Genomic DNA, 23,588 nt, shown 5'->3' with positions numbered 1-23,588 from the left:
CAGCGATTGCCGCCCGGTCACGGATGTCGTCCGTGCGCTCCGGGCGCGGGGCAGGGGCGACGATGCCCCCGCGAGATATCGCGCTGATCACGCCACCAGGCTATCGCCCCCGACCCGGGGGTCGTCATGAGCCGTATGTGTACAAAACCAGGGGTGGAACTTTGACACTATGCACAGGGACGAATGGGGCGATGGCGTGCAGTGCGGGCCGACTGCGAGCTACCGTCGTCCTACGGGCAGTGTTCTGCCCCTTGGCAAGCACCTCCCCCGGAGGCAGGTTGACCGGGACGACCACGGAACGCGCAAGGACGGCCGACGGGAGCGCAGCACCATGGCAGCGAAGATCCTCATTGTCACCGGCGACGCGGCGGAGTCACTGGAAGTCCTCTACCCCTACCAGCGCCTGCGCGAGGAGGGCTACGAGGTCCACATCGCGGCCCCCACCCGCAAGAAGCTGCAGTTCGTGATCCACGACTTCGAGCCCGGCTTCGACACCTACACCGAGAAACTCGGCTACACCTGGCCCGCGGACCTCTCGTTCGCGGAGGTCGACCCCGGCGCGTACGTCGCCCTGGTCATTCCGGGGGGACGCGCCCCGGAGTACCTCCGCAACGACCTCGAACTCCGCAAGATCCTGAAGGCCTTCTTCGACGCGGACAAGCCGGTGGCCCAGATCTGCCACGGTCCCCTGCTGACCGCGGCCGTCGACAGCCTCAGCGGCCGCCGCGTCACGGCGTACCCCGCGCTGGAACTCGACATGCAGGCGGCGGGCGCGACCTTCCAGGACGCGGAGGCGGTCGTCGACGGCACCCTGGTCTCCGCCCGCGCCTGGCCGGACCACTCGGCCTGGATGCGCGAGTTCCTCAAGGTGCTGCGCTCGAAGGCCCCGGTGAACTGACGCGCCGCGACCGCGCGGGGGCCGGCACACGGCCCCCGCCCGGCTCCCGCACCGCCCCTCGGCCGGGTCCCCCTGAGACCCTGCGCCAAGTCGCCGCCCAGACCCCGACGCCGGGCCCCTGGGCAGACCAGCCGGCAAGCTCCTGGGGAGACCTTCAGGCCGCCAGTCGCCCGGCCTCCTCGACCGCCTCCTCCAGGCTGTCCACCACGGGCACACCGACCTCCTCCAGACTGGCGCGGCTGTGGGAACCCCCGGTGTAGAGGACCGCCCCGGCGCCGACATGCCGTGCGGCCATCGCGTCGTCCGCGGCGTCGCCGATCACCACCACGCGGGCCGGCTCGACACCCGCGATCGCCGCGAGGTGTCGCACCATGTGCTCGGCCTTGCTGCCGCCGGAGGGCCCGGTCCGCCCGTCGACCCGTACGAAGTGCGGCTCGATCCCGAAGCCCCGCACCAGCGGGACCAGCTCCTCGTGCCCGTACAGGCTCAGGAGGGACTGGCTGCGACCCGCCGCCTCCCACCCGGCGAGCAGCGCGGGCACCCCGGCGGTGAGCTCGCACGCCCTGCGGTGCTCGGCGTAGTACCGCTGGAAGGTCTCGTCCATGACCTGCCACTCGGCGTCCGTGGGCAGCCGCCCCATCAGCCGCTCGTAGAACCTCGGCACGGGCACGCAGTACAACGCCCGGTACCGCTCCAGCGTGATCGGCTCAAGCCCCAGTTCCGCGAATGCCGCGTTCGTCGCTCCGATGATCGCGTCATTGTCGTGGAACAGCGTGCCGTTCCAGTCCCACACAATGTGGGCGTTTCCTTGCTTCCCCATGCCAAGAACGTACCCGCCGCCGCTGACAACGCTTCATCGCGCCCGGAAAGCGGGCGGTTACTCCCCGAGTCCGACCAGGTTGGGGATCTCCTGCGTGGCGAACCACAGCAGTACGTGGTCCTCGGCCCCGTCGACCACGAACTGTGCGTCGTCGTCCCCGACGTCCGCCGCGCCCAGCGCGGCCGCGGCCGCGGTCACATCCGCCTCGGCGTCCACCGAGTCGACGTGCACGGCGGCCGCCTTGGACAGCGGCACGTCCTGGGAGACCCGCACCTCGCCGAGCGCCGCGGGATCGAGTCCCCGGTCGGGGTCGGCGGCCGCGGCCCGGTCCGGAACGTCGACCGCGACGACGACCCGGCGCCGAACGGCCCCCGGATCGACTGCCAGGAGCCGCAGCGAGGCCAGCGCGGCGCGGCTCAGTGCCGCGTACTCCAGTTCCTCGATGTCGTCGGAGAGGTACCACTCGCGCAGGGCGGGCGTGACCGCGTACGCGATGAAGGGCCCCGCCACCAGCTCCCCCGTCTTGTACGCCTCGGCGAGACCGGAGAGGGTCAGGGGGACGTAGACGCGCATGGCTGGCCGCTTTCGTAGTCGTGGCTCCGAGGGTCACGCGGTCCGGGCACTCCGGGGAGGGGGGTCCCGCGCCTCCGGGGAGGGCCTTCAGGATACGTGCGGGCGTCCCCTTTCGAGTTCCGGGCCGCACCCTCCGTGGCGTCCACTCCGCGCCCGCGATTCACCCGGTACTCCCCTTCGCCGCCAAGGGCCACGCCACTCGCGGCAACCCTGATAGGTGAATTCCCCGGCCACCGCGACACGCGCCCACCGTCGTTGCGCGGGCCCGCTCCCGCCTCGTACAAGATCCCCAGCACGAAAGTTACCGACCGGTATCAATCGGCCCAACGACGAGCGGGGACGACATATGAACAAGGTGATGACCAGGACAAGGCGCCACCCGGGCACCCGTCCGCCCGGCCGTCAGGACACCCGGCGCCCCGGCGGCACCCCGCCCCGCACCCCGGGCAGGGGCACTCCCGCCGGGCCCCCGGGCGGCAGCCCGCCGCAGGACACGGGCTCGTCCCCCACGCGCCCCGCGAGCGCCCTGTCGGCCCCGCGCACGGACACGGGCCATGCGGCGTCCGCGGTGGCACCGGCGGCGGCCGGAAGCCGGTCGCCGGCTGTACCGGCACCGGCCACCGGCGCTGCCGCGGTGGCACGACGCACGGGTCACCCGGCCACGGGACCCGGCGGCAGCCGGTCCCCGGCGACGGCGCGAGGCGGAGCCCGGCCGTTCGCCACGGCGTCCGCCGAAGCGCCTCGGAGCCCCGCTCCCCAGCCCCGCCCCACCGATGTCTTCGCCGAGCGTCTGCTGGCCGTACTGAGCGGTGCGCGCCCCGTCCACTGCATGCTGCGCCACACCGCGGGCCGCGCCTACGACGAACTGGCCTGGCTCGCCGAACGCGGCCCCCTTCGCACCCGCGGCACCCGCCCCGTCGTGCGGGACATCGGCTACTACGTCGCACGCCCCGGCGCCGTCGAGGCCTTCGCCCGCATCGGCGCCGGGGACCAGCTCCGCGCCATGGCCTTCCGGCTGGAGCAGGGCCCCGACCTCCGCTGGCGCTGCACGGCGATCGAACTCGGCGGCCCCCGCATGCCCCGAGCGAACGACTGAACGACCCCGGCCCCGCGGCCCGCAACCTGCGGCACATGCGAAGGGCCGGGGGCTCCGGCGAACACGAAGGGCCGGGCACCAGGTGCCCGGCCCTTCGCTCTACCGGTCGCGCGCGGCGGCAGTCACCGGCCGCCCGCGACCCTCACTCACTTCTTGCGGCGACGCGACGCGCCCTTCTGCGCCTTGCGGCGCTCCGCGCGCGTGAGGCCGTCCGCCTCCGAGCGCACGGGCTCGTCGTCGCTGGCGAAGTCGCCCTCGATGACGCCACCCTCGCCGTCCACGGTCGGCGCGGAGAAGTGCAACCGGTCCGGCCGCTGCGGGGCGTCGAGCCCCTTGGCGCGGATCTCGGGTCGCATCCCGCCCGCGGGGACCGCTTCCTTCTTGGCGAGGGACGGCGCGGAGTCCTCGACCAGGACCTCCTCGACCTGCTGCTCGACCTGGACCTCCAGGTTGAACAGGTAGCCGACGGACTCCTCCTTGATGCCGTCCATCATGGCGCTGAACATGTCGAAGCCCTCGCGCTGGTACTCGACCAGCGGGTCCTTCTGGGCCATCGCACGCAGGCCGATGCCCTCCTGGAGATAGTCCATCTCGTAGAGGTGCTCGCGCCACTTGCGGTCCAGGACCGACAGCACGACCCGGCGCTCCAGCTCACGCATGATCTCGGAGCCGAGCTGCTCCTCGCGGGCCGCGTACTGGTCGTGGATGTCGTCCTTGATGGAATCGGAGATGAACTCGGCGGTCAGACCGGCACGGTCGCCGACCGTCTCCTCCATCTCGTCGACAGTGACCTTCACCGGGTAGAGCTGCTTGAAGGCGCCCCACAGCCGGTCGAGGTCCCACTCCTCGGCGAAGCCCTCGGCGGTCTCCGCCCCGATGTAGGCGTCGATGGTGTCGTCCATGAAGTGCTGGATCTGCTCCTCGAGGTCCTCGCCCTCCAGGACGCGACGGCGCTCGCCGTAGATGACCTCGCGCTGCCGGTTGAGCACCTCGTCGTACTTCAGGACGTTCTTGCGGGTCTCGAAGTTCTGCTGCTCGACCTGCGACTGGGCGGACGCGATGGCACGCGTGACCATCTTGTTCTCGATCGGCACGTCGTCCGGCACGTTCGCCATCGACATGACGCGCTCGACCATCTGTGCCTTGAACAGGCGCATCAGGTCGTCGCCCAGGGAGAGGTAGAAGCGGGACTCGCCCGGGTCGCCCTGACGGCCGGAACGACCGCGCAGCTGGTTGTCGATACGCCGCGACTCGTGGCGCTCGGTGCCGAGTACGTAGAGGCCGCCGAGGTCCTTGACCTCTTCGAACTCCGCCTTCACGGCCTTCTCGGCACGCTCCAGGGCGGCGGGCAGCGCGGCCGCCCACTCCTCGATGTGCTCCTCGGGGTCGAGGCCGCGCTGGCGCAGCTCCGCCTCGGCGAGGTCGTCGGGGTTGCCGCCGAGCTTGATGTCCGTACCGCGGCCGGCCATGTTCGTGGCGACCGTGACGGCACCCCTGCGGCCGGCCTGGGCGACGATCGTCGCCTCCCGGTCGTGCTGCTTCGCGTTCAGCACCTCGTGCTGGATGCCGCGCTTGGAGAGCTGCTGCGAGAGGTACTCGGACTTCTCGACCGAGGTGGTGCCGACCAGGATCGGCTGACCCTTCTCGTGCTTCTCGGCGATGTCGTCGACGACCGCCTCGAACTTGGCGACCTCGGTGCGGTAGATCAGGTCGGACTGGTCCTTGCGGACCATCGGCCTGTTGGTCGGGATCGGGACGACGCCGAGCTTGTAGATCTGGTGGAACTCGGCGGCCTCGGTCATCGCCGTACCGGTCATGCCGGAGAGACCCGGCATTTCCTTGCCGTTGTGGTCGTGGCGCTTGTAGAGGCGGAAGAAGTTCTGAAGGGTGATCGTGGCGAGCGTCTGGTTCTCGTCCTTGATGTCCACCCCTTCCTTCGCCTCGATCGCCTGGTGCATGCCCTCGTTGTAGCGGCGGCCGGCGAGGATACGACCGGTGTGCTCGTCGACGATCATGACTTCGCCGTCGATGACGACGTAGTCCTTGTCCTTCTTGAACAGTTCCTTCGCCTTGATGGCGTTGTTCAGGTAACCGACGAGCGGGGTGTTCACCGACTCGTAGAGGTTGTCGATGCCCAGCCAGTCCTCGACCTTGGCGACGCCGGGCTCGTGGATGGCGACGGTGCGCTTCTTCTCGTCGACCTCGTAGTCGCCGGTCTCCTCGATGCCCTTCAGGGAGTTGCCGGGCTCACCCTTCTTGAGGCGGGTGACCAGCTTGGCGAAGTCGCCGTACCACTTCGTGGCCTGGTCGGCCGGGCCGGAGATGATCAGCGGCGTACGGGCCTCGTCGACCAGGATGGAGTCGACCTCGTCGACGATCGCGAAGTTGTGGCCGCGCTGGACGAGCTCGTCCTGGGACCACGCCATGTTGTCGCGCAGGTAGTCGAAGCCGAACTCGTTGTTCGTGCCGTACGTGATGTCGCACGCGTACTGCTCGCGGCGCTGGGCCGGAGTCATGTTGGCGAGGATGCACCCGACCTCGAGGCCGAGGAACTTGTGGACGCGGCCCATCATTTCGGAGTCGCGCTCGGCCAGGTAGTCGTTGACCGTGATGAGGTGGACGCCGGCTCCGGAGAGAGCGTTCAGATACGCGGGCAGGGTGCCGACGAGCGTCTTGCCCTCACCGGTCTTCATCTCCGCGACATAGCCGAGGTGGAGCGCGGCGCCACCCATCATCTGCACGTCGTAGTGACGCTGGCCAAGGGCGCGCTTGGCAGCCTCACGGACGGTGGCGAAGGCCTCGGGCAGCAGGTCGTCGAGGCTTTCGCCGTCGGCGTACCGCTGCTTGTACTCATCGGTGAGGGCCCTCAGCTCGGCGTCGGAGAGGTTGACGAAGTCCTCTTCGATGGAGTTGACCTGGTCCGCGATGCGGTGCAGTTTGCGCAGGATCTTGCCTTCGCCTGCACGCATGATCTTTGAGAGGACGGACACGGGGGTTTGTCTCCTTGCCGGTCGGGCCTGGGACGGTCGGTTTCAAATGACAGTTTCAAATCACAGCTTGAGCAACGGCCATCGTAAGCGAGGACCACACCGCGCCGGGAGGTCTGCAAGTGACAGCCACCAGGACAACGGGCAGGGCCCGCCTAAGGTGCCGCGTCCACACAGCGAAAAGTAGCGAACCGCTCACTCAGGGCAAAGGAATGGCGTCCTTCCGGATGCCCGAGCAGAATCGGCCGATGGACCCCGTCACGCTGACCACCGACCGTCTCGTCCTGCGCGCCGTGGGCGTGGACGACACAGACGCCGTCTACGAGGCCGCCCAGGATCCCGACATCCAGCGCTGGACCACGATCCCGTCGCCCTATCTGCGCGAGCACGCGACGGGCTTCACGGACCAGATAGTGCCCGAGGGCTGGGCGGACGGTGCCGCCTTCGCCTTCGGCGTCTTCCTCCCCTCCGGGCAGTTGGTGGGCATGCTCTCGATCACCATGCGCTCCCTGGGCGTCGGCGAGGTGGGCTACTGGGCGACGAAGGAGCACCGCGGCAACGGCTACATCGCCGAGGCCACCGTCGCCGCCTCCCGCTGGGCCTTCACCGACCTGTCCGTCGACCGCGTCGAATGGCGCGCCGAGGTCGGCAACACCGGTTCCCGCGCGGTCGCCGAACGCGCCGGCTTCACCATCGAGGGGACCCTCCGCTCCGCCATCAACAACAAGGGCGTACGCAGGGACTGCTGGGTGGGCTCGCTGCTCCCGTCGGACCTGGGCCTCCCCTCGACGGCGCCGTACCTGCCGGCCAGGTGAGGGCCGTACCGGGTTGACACCGGGCTCCGGACGTCGCCCCGAGCGAGGTGAGGACCGTACCGGGGTGGATACCGATCCCGGGACGTCGGCCCCGGCTGCTGACATCGATTCCCGGCACCGGTTCGGGCACCCGTTCCGGCACGATCCCCCCGCCCGTCCCCGTTGTCAGTGGCAGCGCCTAACGTGTGGGCATGACGAGTCTTCCGCGTCCCACCACCGAACTCTCCGCGGACGAAGCCCGCCGCATCGCCCTGCGGGCCCAGGGTTTCCTGGGCGCCCCGGACCGCAGGGCGGGCGTCCGCGGAGTCCTGCGGCACCTCGGCGCGGTCCAGCTCGACACGATCTCCGTCCTCGCCCGCTCCCACGAACTGATTCCGTACGCCCGTCTCGGCGCCGTCGGCCGCAAGACCGTCGAGCAGGCCTACTGGACGTCCGCACCGCCCGCCGACACACCCCCGGCACCGCACGCGTTCGAGTACTGGTCCCACGCGGCCTGCATCCTGCCCGTGGAGGAGTGGCCCCACTTCGCGTTCCGCCGCCGCGCCTACCGCGCCCGCCCGCACTGGAACCACGACCTGCCCGACGGCGCCTACGACCAGGTCGTCAAGCAGCTGCGCGCCGAAGGGCCCCTCACGGCCACGGACTTGGGCGGGGCGAAGAAGACCAGCGAGTGGTGGGACTGGTCGGGCACCAAGGTCGCCGTCGAGCGCGCGCTGATGTACGGCGAGGTGGTGTGCGTGGAGCGGCGCGGCTGGAAGCGGGTCTACGACCTCGCGGAGCGCGCCGTCCCGAAGCAGCTGCTCCACGACGAGCTGGACGACACGGAGTGCCTGCGCCGTCTCGTCCGCCTGGCCGGGCAGTCCCTCGGCGTCGGCACCCGCGCGGACATCGCCGACTACCACCGCCTCAGGCTGGAGCAGGTCGACGCGGTGATCGCCGACTCGGGCCTGGTCCCCGTGACGGTGGAGGGCTGGGGCAGGCCCGCGGCCGGAAAGGGCGGCGCCAAGGCCGGCGGGGCAAGACCGGCGGGAGACGCGTGGGCGGACCCGGTGGCGCTGGAGACGGTGCCGCGCGGCCGCCACCGTACGACGCTCCTGTCGCCGTTCGACTCCCTCGTCTGGGAGCGGGCGCGCACGGAGCGGATCTTCGATTTCACGCACCGCCTGGAGGCGTACACGCCCAAGCCGAAGCGGATCCACGGCTACTTCGCGATGCCGGTCCTCGCCGGCGGCCGGCTCGTCGGCCGGGTGGACCCGGCCCGGGAGGGCCGCACGCTGGTCGCCAGGCAGATCACCCTGGACGACGCCAAGGCCGTCCCCGCGGTGGCCGAGGCCCTGGCGGAGGCCGCGAGCTGGGTGGACTGTACGGATGTACGGGTCGAGCGGGTGGACGCCCCGGCCCTGCGCGAGCCGGTCGTGGCGGAACTCGCCCGCATCCTGGGGTGACACGGGGCAGCGTCCTCGGGTGACGCCTCGCGAGGTCCTCGGGTGACGCCCGGCGGCGTCCTCGTGACACCGGGCGGCATCTTCGGGTGACGCCTAGCGGATCTCGAGGATCTTCTCCCGCATCGCGTACACCACCGCTTCCATCCTGGAGTGCAGCTGCAGCTTCTCCAGGATGTTGCGTACATGGTTCTTCACGGTGTTCTCGGAGATGAACAGTTCCTTGGCGATGTCCCGGTTGTTCATCCCCGTGGCCACGAGCTTGAGGACCTCCAGCTCGCGATCGGTGAGCCGCGGCGCGGGCACCAGCCGGCGCTCGTCCGTCCGCTGGATCATCGACTTGAACTCGGTGAGGAGTTTCGAGGCCATCGAGGGGCTGATCTGCGACTGTCCGTCGGCCACCGCGCGAATGGCGGTGGCCACCTCGTCCGTGGAGATCTCCTTGAGGAGATACCCGGTCGCGCCCGCCTTGATCGCGTCGTAGAGGTCGGCCTCCTCGTCGCTGATCGTCAGCATGATGATCTTCGCGCTGGGGGCCACCTCCTTGATGGAGGTGCACGCCTCGATGCCGCCGCGCTTGGGCATCCGTACGTCCATCAGCACGATGTCGGGCAGCAGGTCGGCAGCCTTGTCGACCGCCTCCGCCCCGTCGCCCGCCTCACCGACGACCTGGATGTCCTCCTCGGCCGCGAGCACGATCTCCAGACCGCGGCGGAAGAGGGCGTGGTCGTCCACGACAAGGACCCTGATGGGCTCCTTGCGTGAAGAGCCCACGTCCAGGCCGGTGGCGACGACTCGGTCGTCGGCATCACCGGCACGCATCGGTCCGAAGCTGTCCGCCATCGTTCCTCCCCCTGAAGGCCGTGGCCCGTGTTTCCGTGCCATCGCCAACCCAAGGCAACGGCCCACCGGTTGGGCCGGTCCGGCCATGATTCCATGTCCGGCCGTCGGCGGGGTGTCGGAGCGGGACGTGAAGTGGTCGCACACCGGTGCCCCTGGGGGCGCACTCGCGCTCCAGGGGCACCGGCTCAGCCGTCACCGGGGATGGTCAGCCGCCGAGCGCGCCACCCGGCGCGTCCGCTCCGCCCTGGGTGACCATCGGGTCCGTGCTGAGGTGGATGACGCCGTAGTCGTACGCGTGCCGCCGGTAGACGACACTGGGCTCCTTTGTCTCGGAGTCGACGAAGAGGTAGAAGTCGTGCCCGACCAGCTCCATCTCGTAGAGGGCCTGGTCAAGTGTCATCGGCGCGGCCACGTGGGTCTTCTCGCGGACGACACAGGGGCCTTCGCCCATGATCTCGAGAGAGCCGATCTTCTTGGTGGGCACGGCGTCCGGCTCATCGTCGTGGACGACACTCCCGTTGCCGTTCAGGGTCGCGGCACCCGGGACGACGTCGGCGACCTCGGCTGCCGAGATCCTGCCGTTGCCACGGCGGGTGTAGCGCTTGTCGTGCTGCTTGCGCAGCCGGGCCTCGAGCTTGTCCGCGGCCAGGTCGAGTGCTGCATACGCGTCGCTTGCCGCTGCCTCCGCCCGGATCACCGGTCCGCGGGAGTGGAGCGTGATCTCCACTCGGTCACTGCGGTCGGCCTGTCGGGGGTTGGGCTCCTTGGACACCTCGACGTCGAGGCTGATCACCTTGCCATCGAGCTTCTGGATCTTCTCCAGCTTCAGCTTCTCGGCCACGTGCTTGCGGAACCGCTCGGGCACCTCGGTCTTGCGGCCCTTGACGACGATGTCCACGCAGAACTCCGTTCCCGGATAGCCCCGCTCCACTGGCGGAGCATCTCCCTTTTGCACCAGGCCCCGGTGAGCACCGGAACCTCGGACTCGGTGACTGTCACCTCCTCCTCCCCCAAGGACAAGATCTCCACCCCACCGATGCGGGTGATTGCCGGAAACCCGCGGTTCGGTACTCGGGTGCGCGAGGTACGGCCTGCGCCATTGCCTCACAACCGAACATATCTCGCCCGGACGGATGTCGTCACCCTCTACTGATACGTACCTCCGTTCAGGTGAATTGACCCACTTATTACCTGCAACGATGCAAGTTCTCGGTCAGTTCCGGTTTATTTCGAAGGCGTCCAGCGGTGCGGCGACCACGGCCGCGCAGACCGTGTCACCGCTCGTACCTCCGGCCTGCTCCCTACCCGCCTTTCGCCCGTACACCTCCGCAGGTCCCGTCCTCTCACCCGTCCATCGCAGCGCCCGCGCACCCGACTGCGCCGCCCGCACGGCCCGCGCCGCCTCCGCCAAGGACGCCCCCGTAGTCATCAGGTCGTCCACCAGCACGACCGGCCCCCCTCGGGCCAGCAGCCGCTCACCCCCGGCGACGACCTCCAGGGCGCCCGCCAGATTCTCCAGCCGCTGCCGGGAGTTCAGCCCCGACTGGTCGGCCACGGCCCGCCGCTGCCGCAGCACACCGAGCACCCGGGCAGGCGTTCCCGCGCGCCGCAGCTCGCCCGCCGCCGCCAGCGCGATCCGTCGCGCCGGATCATGCCCCCGCGCCCGAACCGCCCCTCGCGCCGACGGAACGGGTACGAGCAGCACGGGCCCGTATCCCGTCCCGGTCACCCGGACCGCCGCACCATCGGCCTCCCACCCGTCCCGCTCGCCCCACGCTTCCCCCTTCCCGAGCCTCAGCCGCCCCTTGGGGGCCGTCGGCCGCCCGGCCGGACCAGGACGTCGCACCGGCCCCAGACCTGACCTCACAGCCCCCGCGAGGGCCGCTCCCAGAGGGGCCGCCAGGGCCAGCGCACCCCGTTCCTTGTGGGCGAGGAGCGCGGCCCGCACCTCGTCCTCGTAGGGAGCCGCCGCGTGCACCACGGACAGCCCCGCCGGCTCGGGTACCGGTCGCACCCGGCACGGAGCGGCCCCGCTCAGGGCGGCACGGCACTCAGGGCAGAGCACCGCGCGAGGCCGTCCACAGCCTCCGCACTCGGCCGGCAGCACCAGATCCGTGAGGTCCTGCCACCACCCCCGCATGGCCACCACTGTGCCAACGCCCGGCCCGCTCGGCCACCCCTGTGGACAACGGCCTGTGGACAACCCCGGGAGCGGCCGTGCGCGGGCGTACGACAGGGCGCAGGACGCGCGGGACAGGGGACGGGGGCCTCGAGGGGACGCCGGACGCGCAGGACGCGCGGGACGAGGGACGGCAGGGCAGCAGGACCGCGGGGCCGAAAAACAACCGGACTGCGGCACGGGGTCGGCGGCGAGTGCGCGGCCCGAACCCGAAACGGCGGTGGGCCCGCCCGGAAACCGGACGGGCCCACCGTGGAGAAACACGCGGCGCTACCCGGGATAGACCGGCGCCGTCCCGTCCTGGACCAGCTTCTGCCACTGCTCCCCCGCCGACAGCCGTACGATCCCGTCCGTCTCCGAGTGCGCCACGAGCGGCAGCTGCTCGTCCTCGGACGCGGCGATCTCCTTGACGTTGGCGAGCGCGGAGGGCGAGGTGCCCAGCGGGGTGGAGCCGTCGACCTGGACGTACCGCATCTGCTGCACTCCGCCCTTCTCGCTGCCGACCACCACGAGTCGGCTGTCCCCGGCCCAGGACATGGCCGTGACCTCCTCCAGCTGGGGTGCCACGGAGCGCAGTTCGAGGACGGACGCGCCGCGCGGCTCGCCGGGCTCGGACCGCTCGATGCGACCGATCTGGAGCGATCTCCTGCCGTCCTTCTCGACGATCAGCGCGACGCGCACGCCGTCGGCGGCCACCCGCACCGCCTCGACGCGCCCGTCGATCTCCGGCGCCTGCACGACGATGGGCTCGCCCTCGCCCTTCTGCAGCAGTAGCAGCCGGGGGTTCTTCAGGTCGCGGTCGGCCACCCACAGGTCTCCCCGCGCGTCCCAGCTGGGCGTCGTCAGGCGGTCGCCCGCCGTCTGGCCCTGGCTGCGCAGCACCGGCTCGCCGAGCGAGCCGCCGGACACCAGCGACCCGACGTACAGGTTCCGGCCGTCGGCCGACACTCCGGCGGCGCTGCTCTCGTCCCGCGACACCGCGGCCGCCCGCAGCTTCTTGCCGCCCTCGCCCAGCGCACCGGGCACCGGCTCGGGCTTCTTGTCACCGTTGCCGCCGGGCATCCGTACGAGCCGCTGGTCGTGATCGATGAAGTACTGGTACTCCGGGTGCTCGCCCGTACCGTGCGTAGCGACGCCCTCGGCCCGGACCTTGGTCAGCACGCACAGCTGCGAGCCGTTCGACCTCTGGAGCTCCACCTCGTCGACTCCGGTGGGGGTCAGATCCCGGAGGGTGAGGAGGAGCTGGGCCGCCATCTGCCTGCACTGGGAGCTTCCGACACGGTCGGCCTTCGCGTTCAGCGGCACGGTGACGCTGTTGCGGTCGTCCGGCGACAGCGACACATCACTGTTCTTCAGTTCCGTGCCCGAGGGGAAGCTGGACCTGACCACCGGGTCCAGCCAGCTCGTGGGCCCCTTCAGGAGCGCGCGCACGATCTGCGTCATCGGGTCCACCTGCGCGCGCACGTAGACCGGGTCGGCGACGGTCCCCAGCGGACGGCCGGTCCCGGAGGTCGCGTCCGACGCGTAGAAGTACTTGTTCACGGACACGTAGTTGCGCTGGAAGTCGGACGTGCCCATCACCACGCCCTGCGGCAGTCCGTCGATGCGCCACTGCTTGTTGCTCTTCAGCCTGGTCAGATGAACCGATCCGCTGTACGCGCCGGAGTCGGGCCCGTACGCGTGCCGGTCGTCCACCGTGGCGACCTTGCTGCCGCTCAGCCGGAAGAGGACGTCACGACTGCCGTCCTTGGTCCCCGAGGGCATTCCCACGGGCTCCGGCGCGTCCGCGAGGACCGTCGTCGACCGGTACGGATCCCACGTCTTGCGCGCACTGTCGGTGAGGTACTTGCCGGCCGTCTCGTACTTGGCGTCGTCGCTGGTCAGCGCCTCCAGAAAGCCCTGGACGATCTCCGCCGCCGAGGCGCCGGGATGCGGCGGCATGGCGTAGACACGGACCTGCGAGTCCTGACGCGGCGTGGACTCCACCCCGCGCAGATCCCCGCTGTCCGGCATCGAGGCGCACCCCGTCAGCAGCAGGGCTCCACAGCCCAGATACACCACGACGCGCACCGGACGGCGTCCGCGGACGCCGATCCCCCCGCGGTCAGCGCCCACGAAATGCCTCCCCATGTCCGAGCTCCTCCGGCGTCTCGCCGTCCCGCCCCCGCTCCCGCGCGGTCCGTTCCCGGCCGGTGCCGGATGTCTCCTCCTGGCGGCGCAGCGCTCCGGCCGGCCGGGGCACCACGCGAGCGCCGTTTCCGGGCAGTGCCGTCGGGTCGGCCGTGGGCGAGGCCCCGGCCAGCCGTGGCGTCATGGCCCCACGCGGCGGTATCGGAGGCGTCGCGGCCCCTGGCTGCTGCACGGGAACCGTGGCGAGCTTGGCACCGCCGCCGTGCGGCAGACCGGCGTCGTCGAGTCCCCGGTTGCGCCGGGAATCCTTGGGCTCCAGCGGTATCGGCGATCCCCTGAGCGGCTCGTCGGCCGTCCGCGGCAGGGTCAGCCGGAACTGCGAGCCGCCGCCCGGCTCGCCCCAGGCCTGCAGCCAGCCGCCGTGCAGCCGTGCGTCCTCCAGGGCGATGGACAGCCCGAGGCCCGTGCCGCCGGTGGTACGCGCGCGTGCCGGGTCGGCCCGCCAGAAGCGGCTGAACACCCGGGTCGCCTCGCCGGGCTTGAGCCCGACGCCGTAGTCGCGGACCGCGATCGCGACCGCTCCGCCCGCCGCGGCGAGCTTGACGACGACGTCCTTGCCCTCGCCGTGCTCCACGGCGTTGACGACGAGGTTGCGCAGCACGCGCTCGACCCGCCGGGCGTCCGCCTCGGCGATCAGCGGCTGCTGGTCACCCTTGATGCGTATGCGCGTGCCCTTGCGCTCGGCGAGCGGCTCGGCTCCGCCGACCACCCGGCGTACGACTTCCCTGAGGTCGATCGCGTCGGCCTCCAGCGCCGCCGCGCCCGCGTCGAACCGGCTGATCTCCAGCAGGTCGGCGAGGAGCGTCTCGAAGCGGTCCAGCTGGTCGGCGAGGAGCTCGGCCGACCGCGCGGTCACGGGGTCGAAGTCCACGCGCGCGTCGTGGATGACGTCGGCGGCCATCCGCACGGTGGTCAGCGGGGTGCGCAGCTCGTGCGACACGTCGGAGACGAACCGCCGCTGCATCCGTGAGAGGTCCTCCAGCTGCTGGATCTTCAGCTGGAGGTTCTGCGCCATCTTGTTGAAGGCCTCGCCCAGACGGGCGATGTCGTCCTCGCCGGTGACCTTCATACGTTCCTGGAGGCGTCCCGCGGAGAGCCGCTCGGCGATCCCGGCCGCCATCCTCACCGGTGTGACGACCTGGCGCACCACGAGCCAGGCGATGGCCCCGAGGAGTACCACGACGAACAGTCCGGCCGTCGCGAGCGTGCCCTTGACCAGGCTCAGCGACTTCTCCTCCTGCGTCAGCGGGAAGAGGTAGTAGAGCTGGTACGCGTCACCGTTGGGGTCGTTGACCTGCTTGCCGATGACCAGCGCCGGCTGGGATTCCCGGCCGTCCTTGTAGACGACACGGGTGTAGCTCTGCGCCGCCGCCGTGGTCCTGTCGACCCGGGCGCGCAGGTCCTCGGGCACGCTGACCGTCGGATCGACCTGGTCCGAGTACCGCGGGGCGAGGCCGGCGTTGCCGCCGCCCGACGCGGCGGAGTTGAGGGTCACCACGTCGAACGCGCCCTGCCCACCACTGGACAGCGACACGACGAGGTCGGTCATCCACTGGCTGACGTTCTTCGACGGGCGGCCGTCGGCGCCCGTACCGTCGTCGCCGTTCGCCGTCGCCGCCGAGTCCGCCTTCTGCTTGGCCACCGAGAAACCACCGGTGGCCTGGCTCTGCGAGGCCTTCACCTTGGCGTCCAGCAGGCCGTTGCGCACCTGCCCGATCACGACGAAGCCGAGCAGCAGGACGACGCCCATCGACATCAGCAGCGTCGTCGCGACGATCTTGAGCTGGATGTTGCGCCGCCACAGCCGCATGACGGGCAGCAGCGGACGACGCACCCAGCGTATGAGCAGCCGAAGGACCGGGCTGCCCTGGACTCCGCCCTGGAGCAGCCCGCCCTCGAAGAATCTTTCCCAGCGGGAGCCCGTCATTTTCCGGCCGACAGGCCGCCCCGAACGGTCCCCCTGCTCAGCGGGCGCCGAAGCGGCACTGTCCCGTGACATGTCAGCTCGGCCCTGCCTTGTATCCGACGCCTCGGACGGTCACCACGATCTCCGGACGCTCCGGGTCCTTCTCGACCTTGGAGCGCAGCCGCTGGACGTGCACGTTGACCAGCCGGGTGTCCGCCGCGTGCCGGTAGCCCCACACCTGCTCCAGGAGCACCTCACGCGTGAACACCTGCCACGGCTTGCGCGCCAGAGCGACCAGCAGGTCGAACTCCAGCGGCGTCAGCGCGATCGACATGCCTTCCCGTTTCACAGAGTGACCGGCGACGTCGATGACGAGATCGCCGATCGACAGCTGTTCGGGCGTCGGCTCCTCCGAACGACGCAGCCGCGCCCTGATCCGCGCCACCAGCTCTTTTGGCTTGAACGGCTTCACGATGTAGTCGTCGGCGCCCGATTCGAGGCCGACCACGACATCGACGGTGTCGCTCTTCGCCGTGAGCATCACGATCGGCACCCCGGACTCCGCCCTGATCAGGCGGCACACCTCGATGCCGTCCCGTCCGGGCAGCATCAGGTCAAGGAGCACCAGATCGGGCTTGGCGTCGCGGAAAGCGGCCAGCGCCTTGTCGCCGTCGGCTACGAAAGACGGCTCAAAACCTTCACCACGCAGCACAATGCCGAGCATCTCGGCCAGTGCGGTGTCGTCATCGACGACAAGGACTCGTCCCTTCATAAACGACATCATCCCATTAACTAAATCGTTACCTGGCGTGACAAGTCACACAGCTCGGCGAGAGCCTCAGCCGTCACGGGCGAAACAACGCCCTCTTCGGTGACGATCGCCGTGATCAACTCCGGCGGCGTCACGTCGAACGCCGGGTTGTACGCCTGGGTCCCCAGGGGTGCCACAGGTATACCGCCTCCGGGCTCCACCCCCGCCATCGGGACCTGCGGAGCTGTGATCTCCGTCACTTCATGACCGGCGCGCTGCTCGACCTCGATGGACGCTCCGTCGGGCGTGTCCGGATCGATCGTCGTCACCGGCGCCACCACGATGAACGGCACATGGTGGTACCTGGCCAGCACCGCGAGCGGATAGCTCCCCACCTTGTTGGCCACCGAACCGTCGGCCGCGATGCGGTCCGCGCCGATCAGCACCGCGTCCACCTCCCCGGCCGCGAACAGCGAGCCCGCCGCGTTGTCCGTGAGCAGGGTGTACGCCATTCCGCTGCGAGCCGCCTCGTAGGCCGTCAGGCGAGCACCCTGCAGCAACGGCCGCGTCTCGTCCACCCAGAGCCGCCGCAGCTGCCCGGCGCGGTGCGCCGCGAGCGCCACGGCGAACGCGGTGCCCTCCCCGCCGGACACCAGCGCCCCGGTGTTGCAGTGCGTGAGCACACGGTGTCCGCCGCCCGGCAGCAGTTCGTGGAGCAGCGCCAGACCACGCTCGGCCATGCGTGAGCTGGCCTCGGCATCCTCCCGGTGCAGCGCCCGCGCCGCCGCGAGCGCCGCCGCGGCGGCCGCCACCTCGTCGCCGCCCGAGGAGAGCACCGCGCGGTGTGCCGCCTGCGCCCTGCGCACGCCGACGCCGAGGTTCACGGCGGTGGGCCGGGCACCGGCCAGCGAACGGGCGGCCTCGTCCACGTCGAAGCCACGCACGGCGGCCAGCGCGACTCCGTACGCCCCGGCGATCCCGAGCAGTGGCGCTCCCCGCACGGCGAGCGTACGGATCGCCTCCACCAGCGTGGACGCGTCCGTGCACACCAGCTCGACCTCCTCGGCGGGAAGCCGCGTCTGGTCGAGAAGGACCACGACAGGGCCTTCGGGCGGCTCGTGCCAGCGGATCGCGGGTATCTCCGTCGGCCCGCTGTCCTCGCGGGTTTGCGCGTAGTGATCGGCCATCCGCCCAGTCTGCCCCGTATCCGGCAGACAATTGAAGGTGTGCAGCCCATACAGGGCCGGTCCCCCGCCGGGCACGCCGTGACACGATGGCTGCCAACCTGCCGCCGCGACCGCGGAACGGGCACCGTGAAGGAGCGACGATGAACGACACTCCGGGCTGGGCGTCGCCCGGATCCGCACCCTCCGGCGAAGAGGTGCCGGACGCGTCCGGCACCCCGCAGCCCGCGGAGGGCGGAGCGAACCAGCCCGAGCAGCCATCGAAGTGGTCCAAGGAGCAGCCTCCGCCCGGCCAGTGGTCCGCCCCCGGCACACAAGGTCCCGGCCAGGCCCCGCCGCCCGGTCCGGGCTGGGGCGGTCAGCACCCCGGTGGCCAGGTCCCTGGACACGGCGGCTGGGGAGGCCCCGGACAGGGCGGCCCCGGCGGGCCCTCCGGCTGGGGCGCCAACTGGGGCGGACAGCAGTCCGCCGCCAAGCCCGGCGTGATCCCGCTGCGCCCGCTCGGCGTCGGCGAGATCCTCGACGGCGCCGTCTCGACCATGCGCACCTACTGGCGCACGGTGCTCGGCATCTCGCTGGCCGTCGCCGTCGTCACGCAGATCGCCGTCATCCTGCTCCAGGGCTTCCTCCTGGACAACAGCACCGACACGGCCGCCCTCAACGACCCGAGCGCCACGGTCGAAGAGCTGAGCCGGGCTCTGGGCGACACCTTGCTGAGCTCAGGCCTCGTCCTGCTCATCACGCTGCTCGGCACCATCGTCGCGACGGCCCTGCTCACGTCGGTGACCAGCCGTGCCGTGCTCGGCAAGCCGGTGACCACGAGCGAGGCCTGGCGGGACGCCCGTCCCCAGCTGCCCAAGCTGTTCGGCCTGACCCTGCTGCTGCCGCTCATCGCCACCGCCGTCCTGGGCGTCGGCGTACTGCCCGGTCTGCTCATGGTGGCGGCCGGGTCGAGTGACTCCGGTGCCGTGCTCGCCGGCCTCGGCTTCCTGGCCGCGGGCTTCGTGGCCCTCTGGCTTATGGTCCGCTTCTCGCTCGCCTCTCCCGCCCTGATGCTGGAGAAGCAGGGCATCCTGAAGTCGATGAGCCGCTCCGTGAAACTCGTACGCGGCTCCTGGTGGCGGGTGTTCGGCATCCAACTGCTCGCCACGATCATCGCCAACATCGTGGCGTCGATCATCGTGATCCCCTTCGCCCTCATCGCCGCCGCGCTGAGCGGCGACGGCTTCGCCGGCTTCCTCGACAACGCCGGGGGCGACCTCGGCTGGACCTTCCTCATCGTCAGCGGTATCGGCTCGGTCATCGGATCCATGGTCACCTTCCCGATCACCGCGGGCGTCACCGTGCTCCTGTACATCGACCGGCGCATCCGGCGCGAAGCCCTCGACCTGGACCTGGCCCGAGCCGCCGGCGTCCCCGGCTACGGCACCGAGGCCTCCGGCACCACACCAGGGAGTTGATGCGGTGAACGGGGCGGGGGGAGTTCTCACGGCGGTACTCGCGGGGCCGCACACCGGTGCGACAGCCGTCCTCGCGGTCTCGCGCGGCGACACACCACCGGTGACGACGCCGCGCGATCCCGCACGGGAGGCGGCCCGACGTGAGCTGTCCAAGCGGATGTACCACGAGAACGACCCCGGCCTCGTCCAACGCGCCCTGAACGCCTTCTGGGACTGGGTCGACAAACTGTTCGGCGCCGCCTCCGCCGCGACGCCCGGCGGAACCCTCGGACTCGTCGTCATCGTCCTGACGCTCGTGGCGGTCGGGGCCGCCCTGTGGTGGCGTCTGGGCACTCCGCGCCGCACCCCCGCCTCGTCCGCCACGCTCTTCGACGACCGCCCCAGGAGCGCGGCCGAACACCGCGCCGCCGCCGAGGCGCACGCCGCGCAAGGCCATTGGAACCAGGCCGTCCAGGAGCGGATGCGCGCCATCGTCCGCTCCCTGGAAGAACGCGCGCTGCTCGATCCGCGCCCCGGCCGCACGGCCGACGAGGCAGCCGCGGAGGCGAGCCGCGCCCTGCCCTCCCACACGGACCGGCTGCGCGCCGCGGCACGGGACTTCGACGACATCACGTACGGCGGCAGGTCCGGCGACCCGCGCGCGTACCAGCGCCTCACCGAGCTCGACCGCGACCTGCGGCGCACCAAGCCCGTACTCACGGACAGTGCCCACAGCACGGACCGGAACACGGCCCACAACAGCCGCCAGGGGGCCGCCTCATGACCGAGGCCACCCTCTCCTCCACCTCGGCCTCGCCCACCGCCCGCCAGCTGTGGACCCGCGCGCGCGGACTCGTCCTCGCTCTCGTCCTCCTGCTGACGGCCGCCGTCGTGATGGCCGCGGTCCGCTCGGACGCCCGGTACGGTCGCCTCGACCCGCGCTCCGCCGACCCCTCCGGCAGCCGGGCCGTCGCCCGGCTGCTCGCCGGCCAGGGGGTTTCCACGCGCGTGGTCACCACCCTCGACGAGGCGAGTGCCGCGGCCGGCCCCGACACGACCCTGTTGATCGCGGTCCCCGACCTGCTGACCAAGCGTCAGCAGAACCTCCTGCACACGGCGACGGAACGCTCCGGCGGCCGTACGCTCCTGGTCTCCCCCGGACCGCCCTCCATCGGCACCCTCGCCCCGGGAGTCACCGCCGACCCCGCGGTCAGCCTCGACTCGACGCGCTCGCCCGACTGCGGCCTGCCCGCCGCCCGGCGAGCGGGCAGCGCCGACACCGGCGGCATCCGCTACACCACTACCGAACCGGGCGCCGACGCCTGCTACCCCAGCGAGGGCCTGCCCACGCTCCTGCGGATACCGGCACCTTCCGGAAGCGGCGACACCGTCGTGCTCGGCGCCCCCGACATCCTCTACAACGACCGCCTCGACGAGCAGGGCAATGCCTCGCTCGCTCTCCAACTCCTCGGTTCCCGCGCTCATCTGGTCTGGTACCTCCCCACCCTCTCCGACGACTCGGCCACCGACGCGGGCGGCCAGAGCTTCCTCGACCTGCTCCCCTCGGGCTGGCTCTGGGGCACACTGCAGCTCTTCGTCGCGGCGGTCCTGGCCGCGCTGTGGCGGGGACGCCGGATGGGCCCCCTCGTACCCGAGCGGCTTCCCGTCGCGATCCGCGCCTCCGAGACCGCCGAAGGCCGCGCCCGCCTCTACCGCAAGGCCAACGCCCGAGACCGCGCGGCCGCCGTTCTGCGCTCCGCCGCCCGCACCCGCCTCGCCCCTCTCGTCGGCGTGTCCCCGACCCAGGCGCACGCGCCCGAAGCCCTGCTCCCCGCCCTGTCCACCCGTCTCGACGGGGACGGACAGTCCGCGCTCCCGCTCCTCTTCGGGCCACCGCCCCGCGACGACGCGGCCCTCGTCCTTCTTGCCGACCAACTCGACGCCCTCGAAAGAGAGGTACGCATTTCATGATGGACCCGACCACTGACAACGCCGGGTACGCCGGGTACTCCGGGGACGCGGACACCGCCCGCTCGTCCCTGGAAGCTCTGCGCACCGAGATCGCCAAAGCCGTGGTCGGCCAGGACCCCGCTGTGACCGGCCTCGTCGTCGCCCTCCTGTGCCGTGGACACGTTCTCCTCGAAGGAGTCCCCGGAGTGGCCAAGACGTTGCTCGTCCGCGCGCTCGCCTCCGCACTCGAACTCGACACCAAGCGCGTCCAGTTCACCCCCGACCTCATGCCGAGCGACGTCACCGGCTCGCTCGTCTACGACGCACGCACCGCCGAGTTCTCCTTCCAGCCCGGCCCGGTGTTCACCAACCTCCTGCTCGCCGACGAGATCAACCGCACCCCTCCCAAGACCCAGGCGTCGCTGCTGGAGGCCATGGAGGAACGCCAGGTCACGGTCGACGGCACACCCCGGCCGCTCCCCGAGCCCTTCCTGGTCGCCGCGACGCAGAACCCGGTCGAGTACGAGGGGACGTATCCGCTCCCCGAAGCCCAACTGGACCGCTTCCTCCTCAAACTGACGATCCCGCTGCCCTCCCGCCAGGACGAGATCGACGTCCTGACCCGCCATGCCGAGGGCTTCAACCCTCGCGACCTGCGCGCCGCCGGTCTGCGCCCCGTGGCCGGTCCCGCCGACCTCGAAGCCGCCCGCACCGCGGTCGCCAAGACAGTGGTCTCCCCCGAGATCACCGGCTACGTCGTCGACCTCTGCCGCGCCACCCGCGAATCGCCGTCGCTCACCCTCGGCGTCTCCCCGCGCGGCGCGACCGCCCTCCTCGCCACAGTCCGCGCCTGGGCCTGGCTGACCGGCCGCGACTACGTCATCCCCGACGACGTCAAAGCCCTGGCCCTGCCGACCCTCCGCCACCGCGTCCAACTCCGGCCCGAAGCCGAGATGGAGGGCGTGACGGCCGATTCCGTCATCAACGCGATCCTCGCCCACGTCCCCGTCCCCCGCTGATGGCACTCACCGGACGCGCCGCCCTCCTGGCGGCCCTCGGCGCACTGCCCGTCGGCATCTGGGGACCCAGTTGGACGGGCATCCTCGCCGTGAACGCCCCCTTGGCCCTGGCCTGCGCCTGCGACGCCGCCCTCGCCGCTCCCGTACGACGGCTCGGCCTGACCCGCTCCGGCGACACCTCGGTGCGGCTCGGCGAGTCCGCCGACGTCACCCTCACCGTCACCAATCCCTCCGACCGCCCCCTGCGCGCGCACCTCCGCGACGCCTGGCCGCCCAGCAGTTGGGAACCCGGCACCGAGGTCGAGGCCTCCCGTCACCACCTGACGGTCCCCGCCGGCGAACGCCGCCGTCTGACGACCCGTCTGCGCCCCACGCGCCGCGGTGACCGCAGGGCCGACCGCGTCACGATCCGCTCATTCGGTCCCCTCGGCCTGTTCTCCCGTCAGGGCAGCCACGAAGTCCCTTGGGCCGTACGCGTCCTGCCCCCGTTCACCAGCCGGAAGCACCTCCCTTCCAAACTGGCCCGGCTCCGCGAACTCGACGGCCGCACCAGCGTGCTGACACGCGGTGAGGGCACGGAATTCGACAGCCTGCGCGAGTACGTTCCCGGCGACGACACCCGTTCCATCGACTGGCGTGCCACAGCCCGCCGGACCACGGTCGCGGTGCGCACCTGGCGTCCCGAGCGCGACCGCCACATTCTTCTGGTCCTCGACACCGGCCGCACGTCCGCGGGCCGTGTCGGCGACGCCCCTCGTCTCGACGCCTCCATGGACGCGGCCCTGCTCCTCGCCGCCCTGGCCTCCCGCGCCGGCGACCGCGTGGACCTGCTCGCCTACGACCGTCGGGTACGCGCCCTCGTCCAGGGCCGTTCGGCAGGTGACGTCCTTCCGTCCCTGGTCAACGCGATGGCCGGACTGGAACCGGAGCTCGTCGAAACCGACGGCCGCGGCCTGACCGCCACAGCCCTGCGTACCGCCCCACGCCGCTCCTTGATCGTGCTCCTGACGAGCCTCGAAACGGCCCCCGTCGAGGAGGGCCTGCTCCCCGTGCTCTCCGGCCTCACCCAGCGCCATACGGTCCTGCTGGCTTCGGTCGCGGACCCGCACATCGCGCAGATGGCGAAGGCCCGGGGAAACATCGACGCGGTGTACGAGGCCGCGGCGGCGGCCCAAGCCGAAGCCGGGCGTCAACGCACCGCCGAGCAGTTGCGACGCCGTGGAGTCACCGTCGTGGACGCGACTCCGGACAATCTGGCGTCGGCCCTCGCGGACGCCTATCTGGCCCTGAAGTCGGCCGGCCGCCTGTAAACGAAGAACGAAAAAGGTCCCGGCCTTGTGAGGGACGGGATTCCGGAGTCCGGAGCAACAGGGTATGGAATAGCGGTTCTACAAGCAGGGTGGGGAAATGCCCCTGAACGCAGAAAACCCCCGTGACCGGTTTCCCGGTACGGGGGTTTCTGTAATATTTGTTCGGCGGCGTCCTACTCTCCCACA

General features: G+C 71.0%; 19 protein-coding genes. 9 read left to right on the top strand and 10 right to left on the bottom strand.

Annotated elements, in window-relative coordinates; all coding sequences use genetic code 11:
• Positions 1 to 331 precede the first annotated feature (331 nt).
• Entirely contained in the window at positions 332 to 898 is a 567-nt protein-coding gene (locus ACFYW8_RS05430) for a DJ-1/PfpI family protein (protein WP_261709550.1), read from the top strand.
• 154 nt (positions 899 to 1,052) lie between these two features.
• On the opposite strand, the gene ACFYW8_RS05425 is transcribed toward ACFYW8_RS05430, so the two are convergent.
• Together ACFYW8_RS05425 and ACFYW8_RS05420 are read right to left on the bottom strand one after the other, a co-directional pair.
• Positions 1,053 to 1,718, bottom strand: a complete 666-nt coding sequence (locus ACFYW8_RS05425) for an HAD family hydrolase (RefSeq protein ID WP_389068207.1) — start codon at positions 1,716 to 1,718, stop codon at positions 1,053 to 1,055.
• Between the two features lie 57 nt (positions 1,719 to 1,775).
• Positions 1,776 to 2,291 (bottom strand): DUF6912 family protein, encoded by a 516-nt coding sequence (locus ACFYW8_RS05420; protein WP_389068205.1) that lies wholly within the window; start codon positions 2,289 to 2,291, stop codon positions 1,776 to 1,778.
• A 346-nt stretch (positions 2,292 to 2,637) separates the two neighbouring features.
• Between ACFYW8_RS05420 and ACFYW8_RS05415 the strand changes: the two genes are divergently transcribed.
• On the top strand, positions 2,638 to 3,387 hold the full coding sequence (locus ACFYW8_RS05415) for an Rv3235 family protein (RefSeq protein ID WP_389068203.1): 750 nt from the start codon (positions 2,638 to 2,640) through the stop codon (positions 3,385 to 3,387).
• Between the two features lie 146 nt (positions 3,388 to 3,533).
• Here the strand turns inward: ACFYW8_RS05415 and secA are convergent, their stop codons facing one another.
• Positions 3,534 to 6,377, bottom strand: coding sequence for a preprotein translocase subunit SecA (secA, locus tag ACFYW8_RS05410; RefSeq protein ID WP_365882320.1), 2,844 nt, complete (start codon positions 6,375 to 6,377; stop codon positions 3,534 to 3,536).
• A 245-nt stretch (positions 6,378 to 6,622) separates the two neighbouring features.
• Between secA and ACFYW8_RS05405 the strand changes: the two genes are divergently transcribed.
• Both ACFYW8_RS05405 and ACFYW8_RS05400 read left to right on the top strand, forming a co-directional pair.
• Positions 6,623 to 7,189 carry a GNAT family N-acetyltransferase gene (locus ACFYW8_RS05405; protein WP_389068199.1) on the top strand — a complete coding sequence of 189 codons (567 nt, stop codon included), beginning with the start codon at positions 6,623 to 6,625 and terminating at the stop codon, positions 7,187 to 7,189.
• A gap of 191 nt (positions 7,190 to 7,380) precedes the next feature.
• Complete coding sequence (locus tag ACFYW8_RS05400; RefSeq protein ID WP_389068196.1) at positions 7,381 to 8,634, top strand: winged helix-turn-helix domain-containing protein; 1,254 nt, start codon at positions 7,381 to 7,383, stop codon at positions 8,632 to 8,634.
• Positions 8,635 to 8,727: 93 nt separating this feature from the next.
• Here ACFYW8_RS05400 and ACFYW8_RS05395 read toward each other — a convergent pair whose 3' ends face one another.
• The 7 genes from ACFYW8_RS05395 to mtnA all read right to left on the bottom strand — a co-directional run bounded on the left by ACFYW8_RS05395 (position 8,728) and on the right by mtnA (position 17,687).
• Positions 8,728 to 9,474 carry a response regulator transcription factor gene (locus tag ACFYW8_RS05395; RefSeq protein ID WP_365882326.1) on the bottom strand — a complete coding sequence of 249 codons (747 nt, stop codon included), beginning with the start codon at positions 9,472 to 9,474 and terminating at the stop codon, positions 8,728 to 8,730.
• 205 nt (positions 9,475 to 9,679) lie between these two features.
• On the bottom strand, positions 9,680 to 10,372 hold the full coding sequence (gene hpf, locus ACFYW8_RS05390) for a ribosome hibernation-promoting factor, HPF/YfiA family (RefSeq protein WP_389068194.1): 693 nt from the start codon (positions 10,370 to 10,372) through the stop codon (positions 9,680 to 9,682).
• Between the two features lie 315 nt (positions 10,373 to 10,687).
• On the bottom strand, positions 10,688 to 11,614 hold the full coding sequence (locus tag ACFYW8_RS05385; protein ID WP_389068191.1) for a ComF family protein: 927 nt from the start codon (positions 11,612 to 11,614) through the stop codon (positions 10,688 to 10,690).
• A gap of 309 nt (positions 11,615 to 11,923) precedes the next feature.
• Complete coding sequence (locus tag ACFYW8_RS05380) at positions 11,924 to 13,768, bottom strand: LpqB family beta-propeller domain-containing protein (protein ID WP_389068795.1); 1,845 nt, start codon at positions 13,766 to 13,768, stop codon at positions 11,924 to 11,926.
• Entirely contained in the window at positions 13,758 to 15,842 is a 2,085-nt protein-coding gene (gene mtrB, locus ACFYW8_RS05375; protein WP_389068188.1) for an MtrAB system histidine kinase MtrB, read from the bottom strand. The genes ACFYW8_RS05380 and mtrB overlap by 11 nt, the downstream gene beginning before the upstream one ends.
• A 1-nt stretch (position 15,843) precedes the next feature.
• Positions 15,844 to 16,533 carry a two-component system response regulator MtrA gene (gene mtrA, locus ACFYW8_RS05370; protein ID WP_315903753.1) on the bottom strand — a complete coding sequence of 230 codons (690 nt, stop codon included), beginning with the start codon at positions 16,531 to 16,533 and terminating at the stop codon, positions 15,844 to 15,846.
• Positions 16,534 to 16,541: 8 nt separating this feature from the next.
• Positions 16,542 to 17,687: an S-methyl-5-thioribose-1-phosphate isomerase gene (gene mtnA, locus ACFYW8_RS05365; protein WP_365882335.1), complete on the bottom strand. Its 1,146-nt coding sequence runs from the start codon at positions 17,685 to 17,687 to the stop codon at positions 16,542 to 16,544.
• 140 nt (positions 17,688 to 17,827) lie between these two features.
• Between mtnA and ACFYW8_RS05360 the strand changes: the two genes are divergently transcribed.
• Genes ACFYW8_RS05360 through ACFYW8_RS05340 form a run of 5 tightly spaced genes read left to right on the top strand, consistent with a single transcriptional unit; the run spans position 17,828 to position 23,402 of the window.
• Positions 17,828 to 19,144 carry a hypothetical protein gene (locus tag ACFYW8_RS05360; protein WP_389068184.1) on the top strand — a complete coding sequence of 439 codons (1,317 nt, stop codon included), beginning with the start codon at positions 17,828 to 17,830 and terminating at the stop codon, positions 19,142 to 19,144.
• 4 nt (positions 19,145 to 19,148) lie between these two features.
• The gene (locus tag ACFYW8_RS05355; RefSeq protein ID WP_389068182.1) at positions 19,149 to 19,907 is read left to right on the top strand and encodes a DUF4129 domain-containing protein; all 759 of its coding nucleotides are present in this window, start codon (positions 19,149 to 19,151) and stop codon (positions 19,905 to 19,907) included.
• Entirely contained in the window at positions 19,904 to 21,094 is a 1,191-nt protein-coding gene (locus tag ACFYW8_RS05350; protein ID WP_389068179.1) for a DUF4350 domain-containing protein, read from the top strand. Before ACFYW8_RS05355 ends, ACFYW8_RS05350 begins: the two co-directional genes overlap by 4 nt.
• A complete protein-coding gene (locus tag ACFYW8_RS05345; RefSeq protein ID WP_389068177.1) occupies positions 21,094 to 22,092 on the top strand; it encodes an AAA family ATPase in 999 nt (332 codons plus the stop codon). Before ACFYW8_RS05350 ends, ACFYW8_RS05345 begins: the two co-directional genes overlap by 1 nt.
• Positions 22,092 to 23,402 (top strand): DUF58 domain-containing protein, encoded by a 1,311-nt coding sequence (locus ACFYW8_RS05340; protein ID WP_389068175.1) that lies wholly within the window; start codon positions 22,092 to 22,094, stop codon positions 23,400 to 23,402. Before ACFYW8_RS05345 ends, ACFYW8_RS05340 begins: the two co-directional genes overlap by 1 nt.
• Positions 23,403 to 23,588 lie beyond the last annotated feature (186 nt).

Origin of the sequence: Streptomyces sp. NPDC002742, from assembly GCF_042888885.1 — a bacterium.
Classification (GTDB): domain Bacteria; phylum Actinomycetota; class Actinomycetes; order Streptomycetales; family Streptomycetaceae; genus Streptomyces.
The sequence above is the reverse complement of the archived record's forward strand: the minus strand, read 5'-3'. Positions and strand labels throughout refer to the sequence as shown.

What these genes read in the sequence shown, in the direction of transcription:
- ACFYW8_RS05430 (WP_261709550.1), top strand. Translation starts at nt 332, where the DNA reads ATGGCAGCGAAGATCCTCATTGTCACCGGCGACGCGGCGGAGTCACTG.
- ACFYW8_RS05425 (WP_389068207.1), bottom strand. Translation starts at nt 1,718, where the DNA reads ATGGGGAAGCAAGGAAACGCCCACATTGTGTGGGACTGGAACGGCACG.
- ACFYW8_RS05420 (WP_389068205.1), bottom strand. Translation starts at nt 2,291, where the DNA reads ATGCGCGTCTACGTCCCCCTGACCCTCTCCGGTCTCGCCGAGGCGTAC.
- ACFYW8_RS05415 (WP_389068203.1), top strand. Translation starts at nt 2,638, where the DNA reads ATGAACAAGGTGATGACCAGGACAAGGCGCCACCCGGGCACCCGTCCG.
- ACFYW8_RS05405 (WP_389068199.1), top strand. Translation starts at nt 6,623, where the DNA reads ATGGACCCCGTCACGCTGACCACCGACCGTCTCGTCCTGCGCGCCGTG.
- ACFYW8_RS05400 (WP_389068196.1), top strand. Translation starts at nt 7,381, where the DNA reads ATGACGAGTCTTCCGCGTCCCACCACCGAACTCTCCGCGGACGAAGCC.
- ACFYW8_RS05395 (WP_365882326.1), bottom strand. Translation starts at nt 9,474, where the DNA reads ATGGCGGACAGCTTCGGACCGATGCGTGCCGGTGATGCCGACGACCGA.
- ACFYW8_RS05385 (WP_389068191.1), bottom strand. Translation starts at nt 11,614, where the DNA reads ATGCGGGGGTGGTGGCAGGACCTCACGGATCTGGTGCTGCCGGCCGAG.
- mtrB (WP_389068188.1), bottom strand. Translation starts at nt 15,842, where the DNA reads ATGTCACGGGACAGTGCCGCTTCGGCGCCCGCTGAGCAGGGGGACCGT.
- mtrA (WP_315903753.1), bottom strand. Translation starts at nt 16,533, where the DNA reads ATGATGTCGTTTATGAAGGGACGAGTCCTTGTCGTCGATGACGACACC.
- mtnA (WP_365882335.1), bottom strand. Translation starts at nt 17,687, where the DNA reads ATGGCCGATCACTACGCGCAAACCCGCGAGGACAGCGGGCCGACGGAG.
- ACFYW8_RS05360 (WP_389068184.1), top strand. Translation starts at nt 17,828, where the DNA reads ATGAACGACACTCCGGGCTGGGCGTCGCCCGGATCCGCACCCTCCGGC.
- ACFYW8_RS05350 (WP_389068179.1), top strand. Translation starts at nt 19,904, where the DNA reads ATGACCGAGGCCACCCTCTCCTCCACCTCGGCCTCGCCCACCGCCCGC.
- ACFYW8_RS05345 (WP_389068177.1), top strand. Translation starts at nt 21,094, where the DNA reads ATGGACCCGACCACTGACAACGCCGGGTACGCCGGGTACTCCGGGGAC.
- ACFYW8_RS05340 (WP_389068175.1), top strand. Translation starts at nt 22,092, where the DNA reads ATGGCACTCACCGGACGCGCCGCCCTCCTGGCGGCCCTCGGCGCACTG.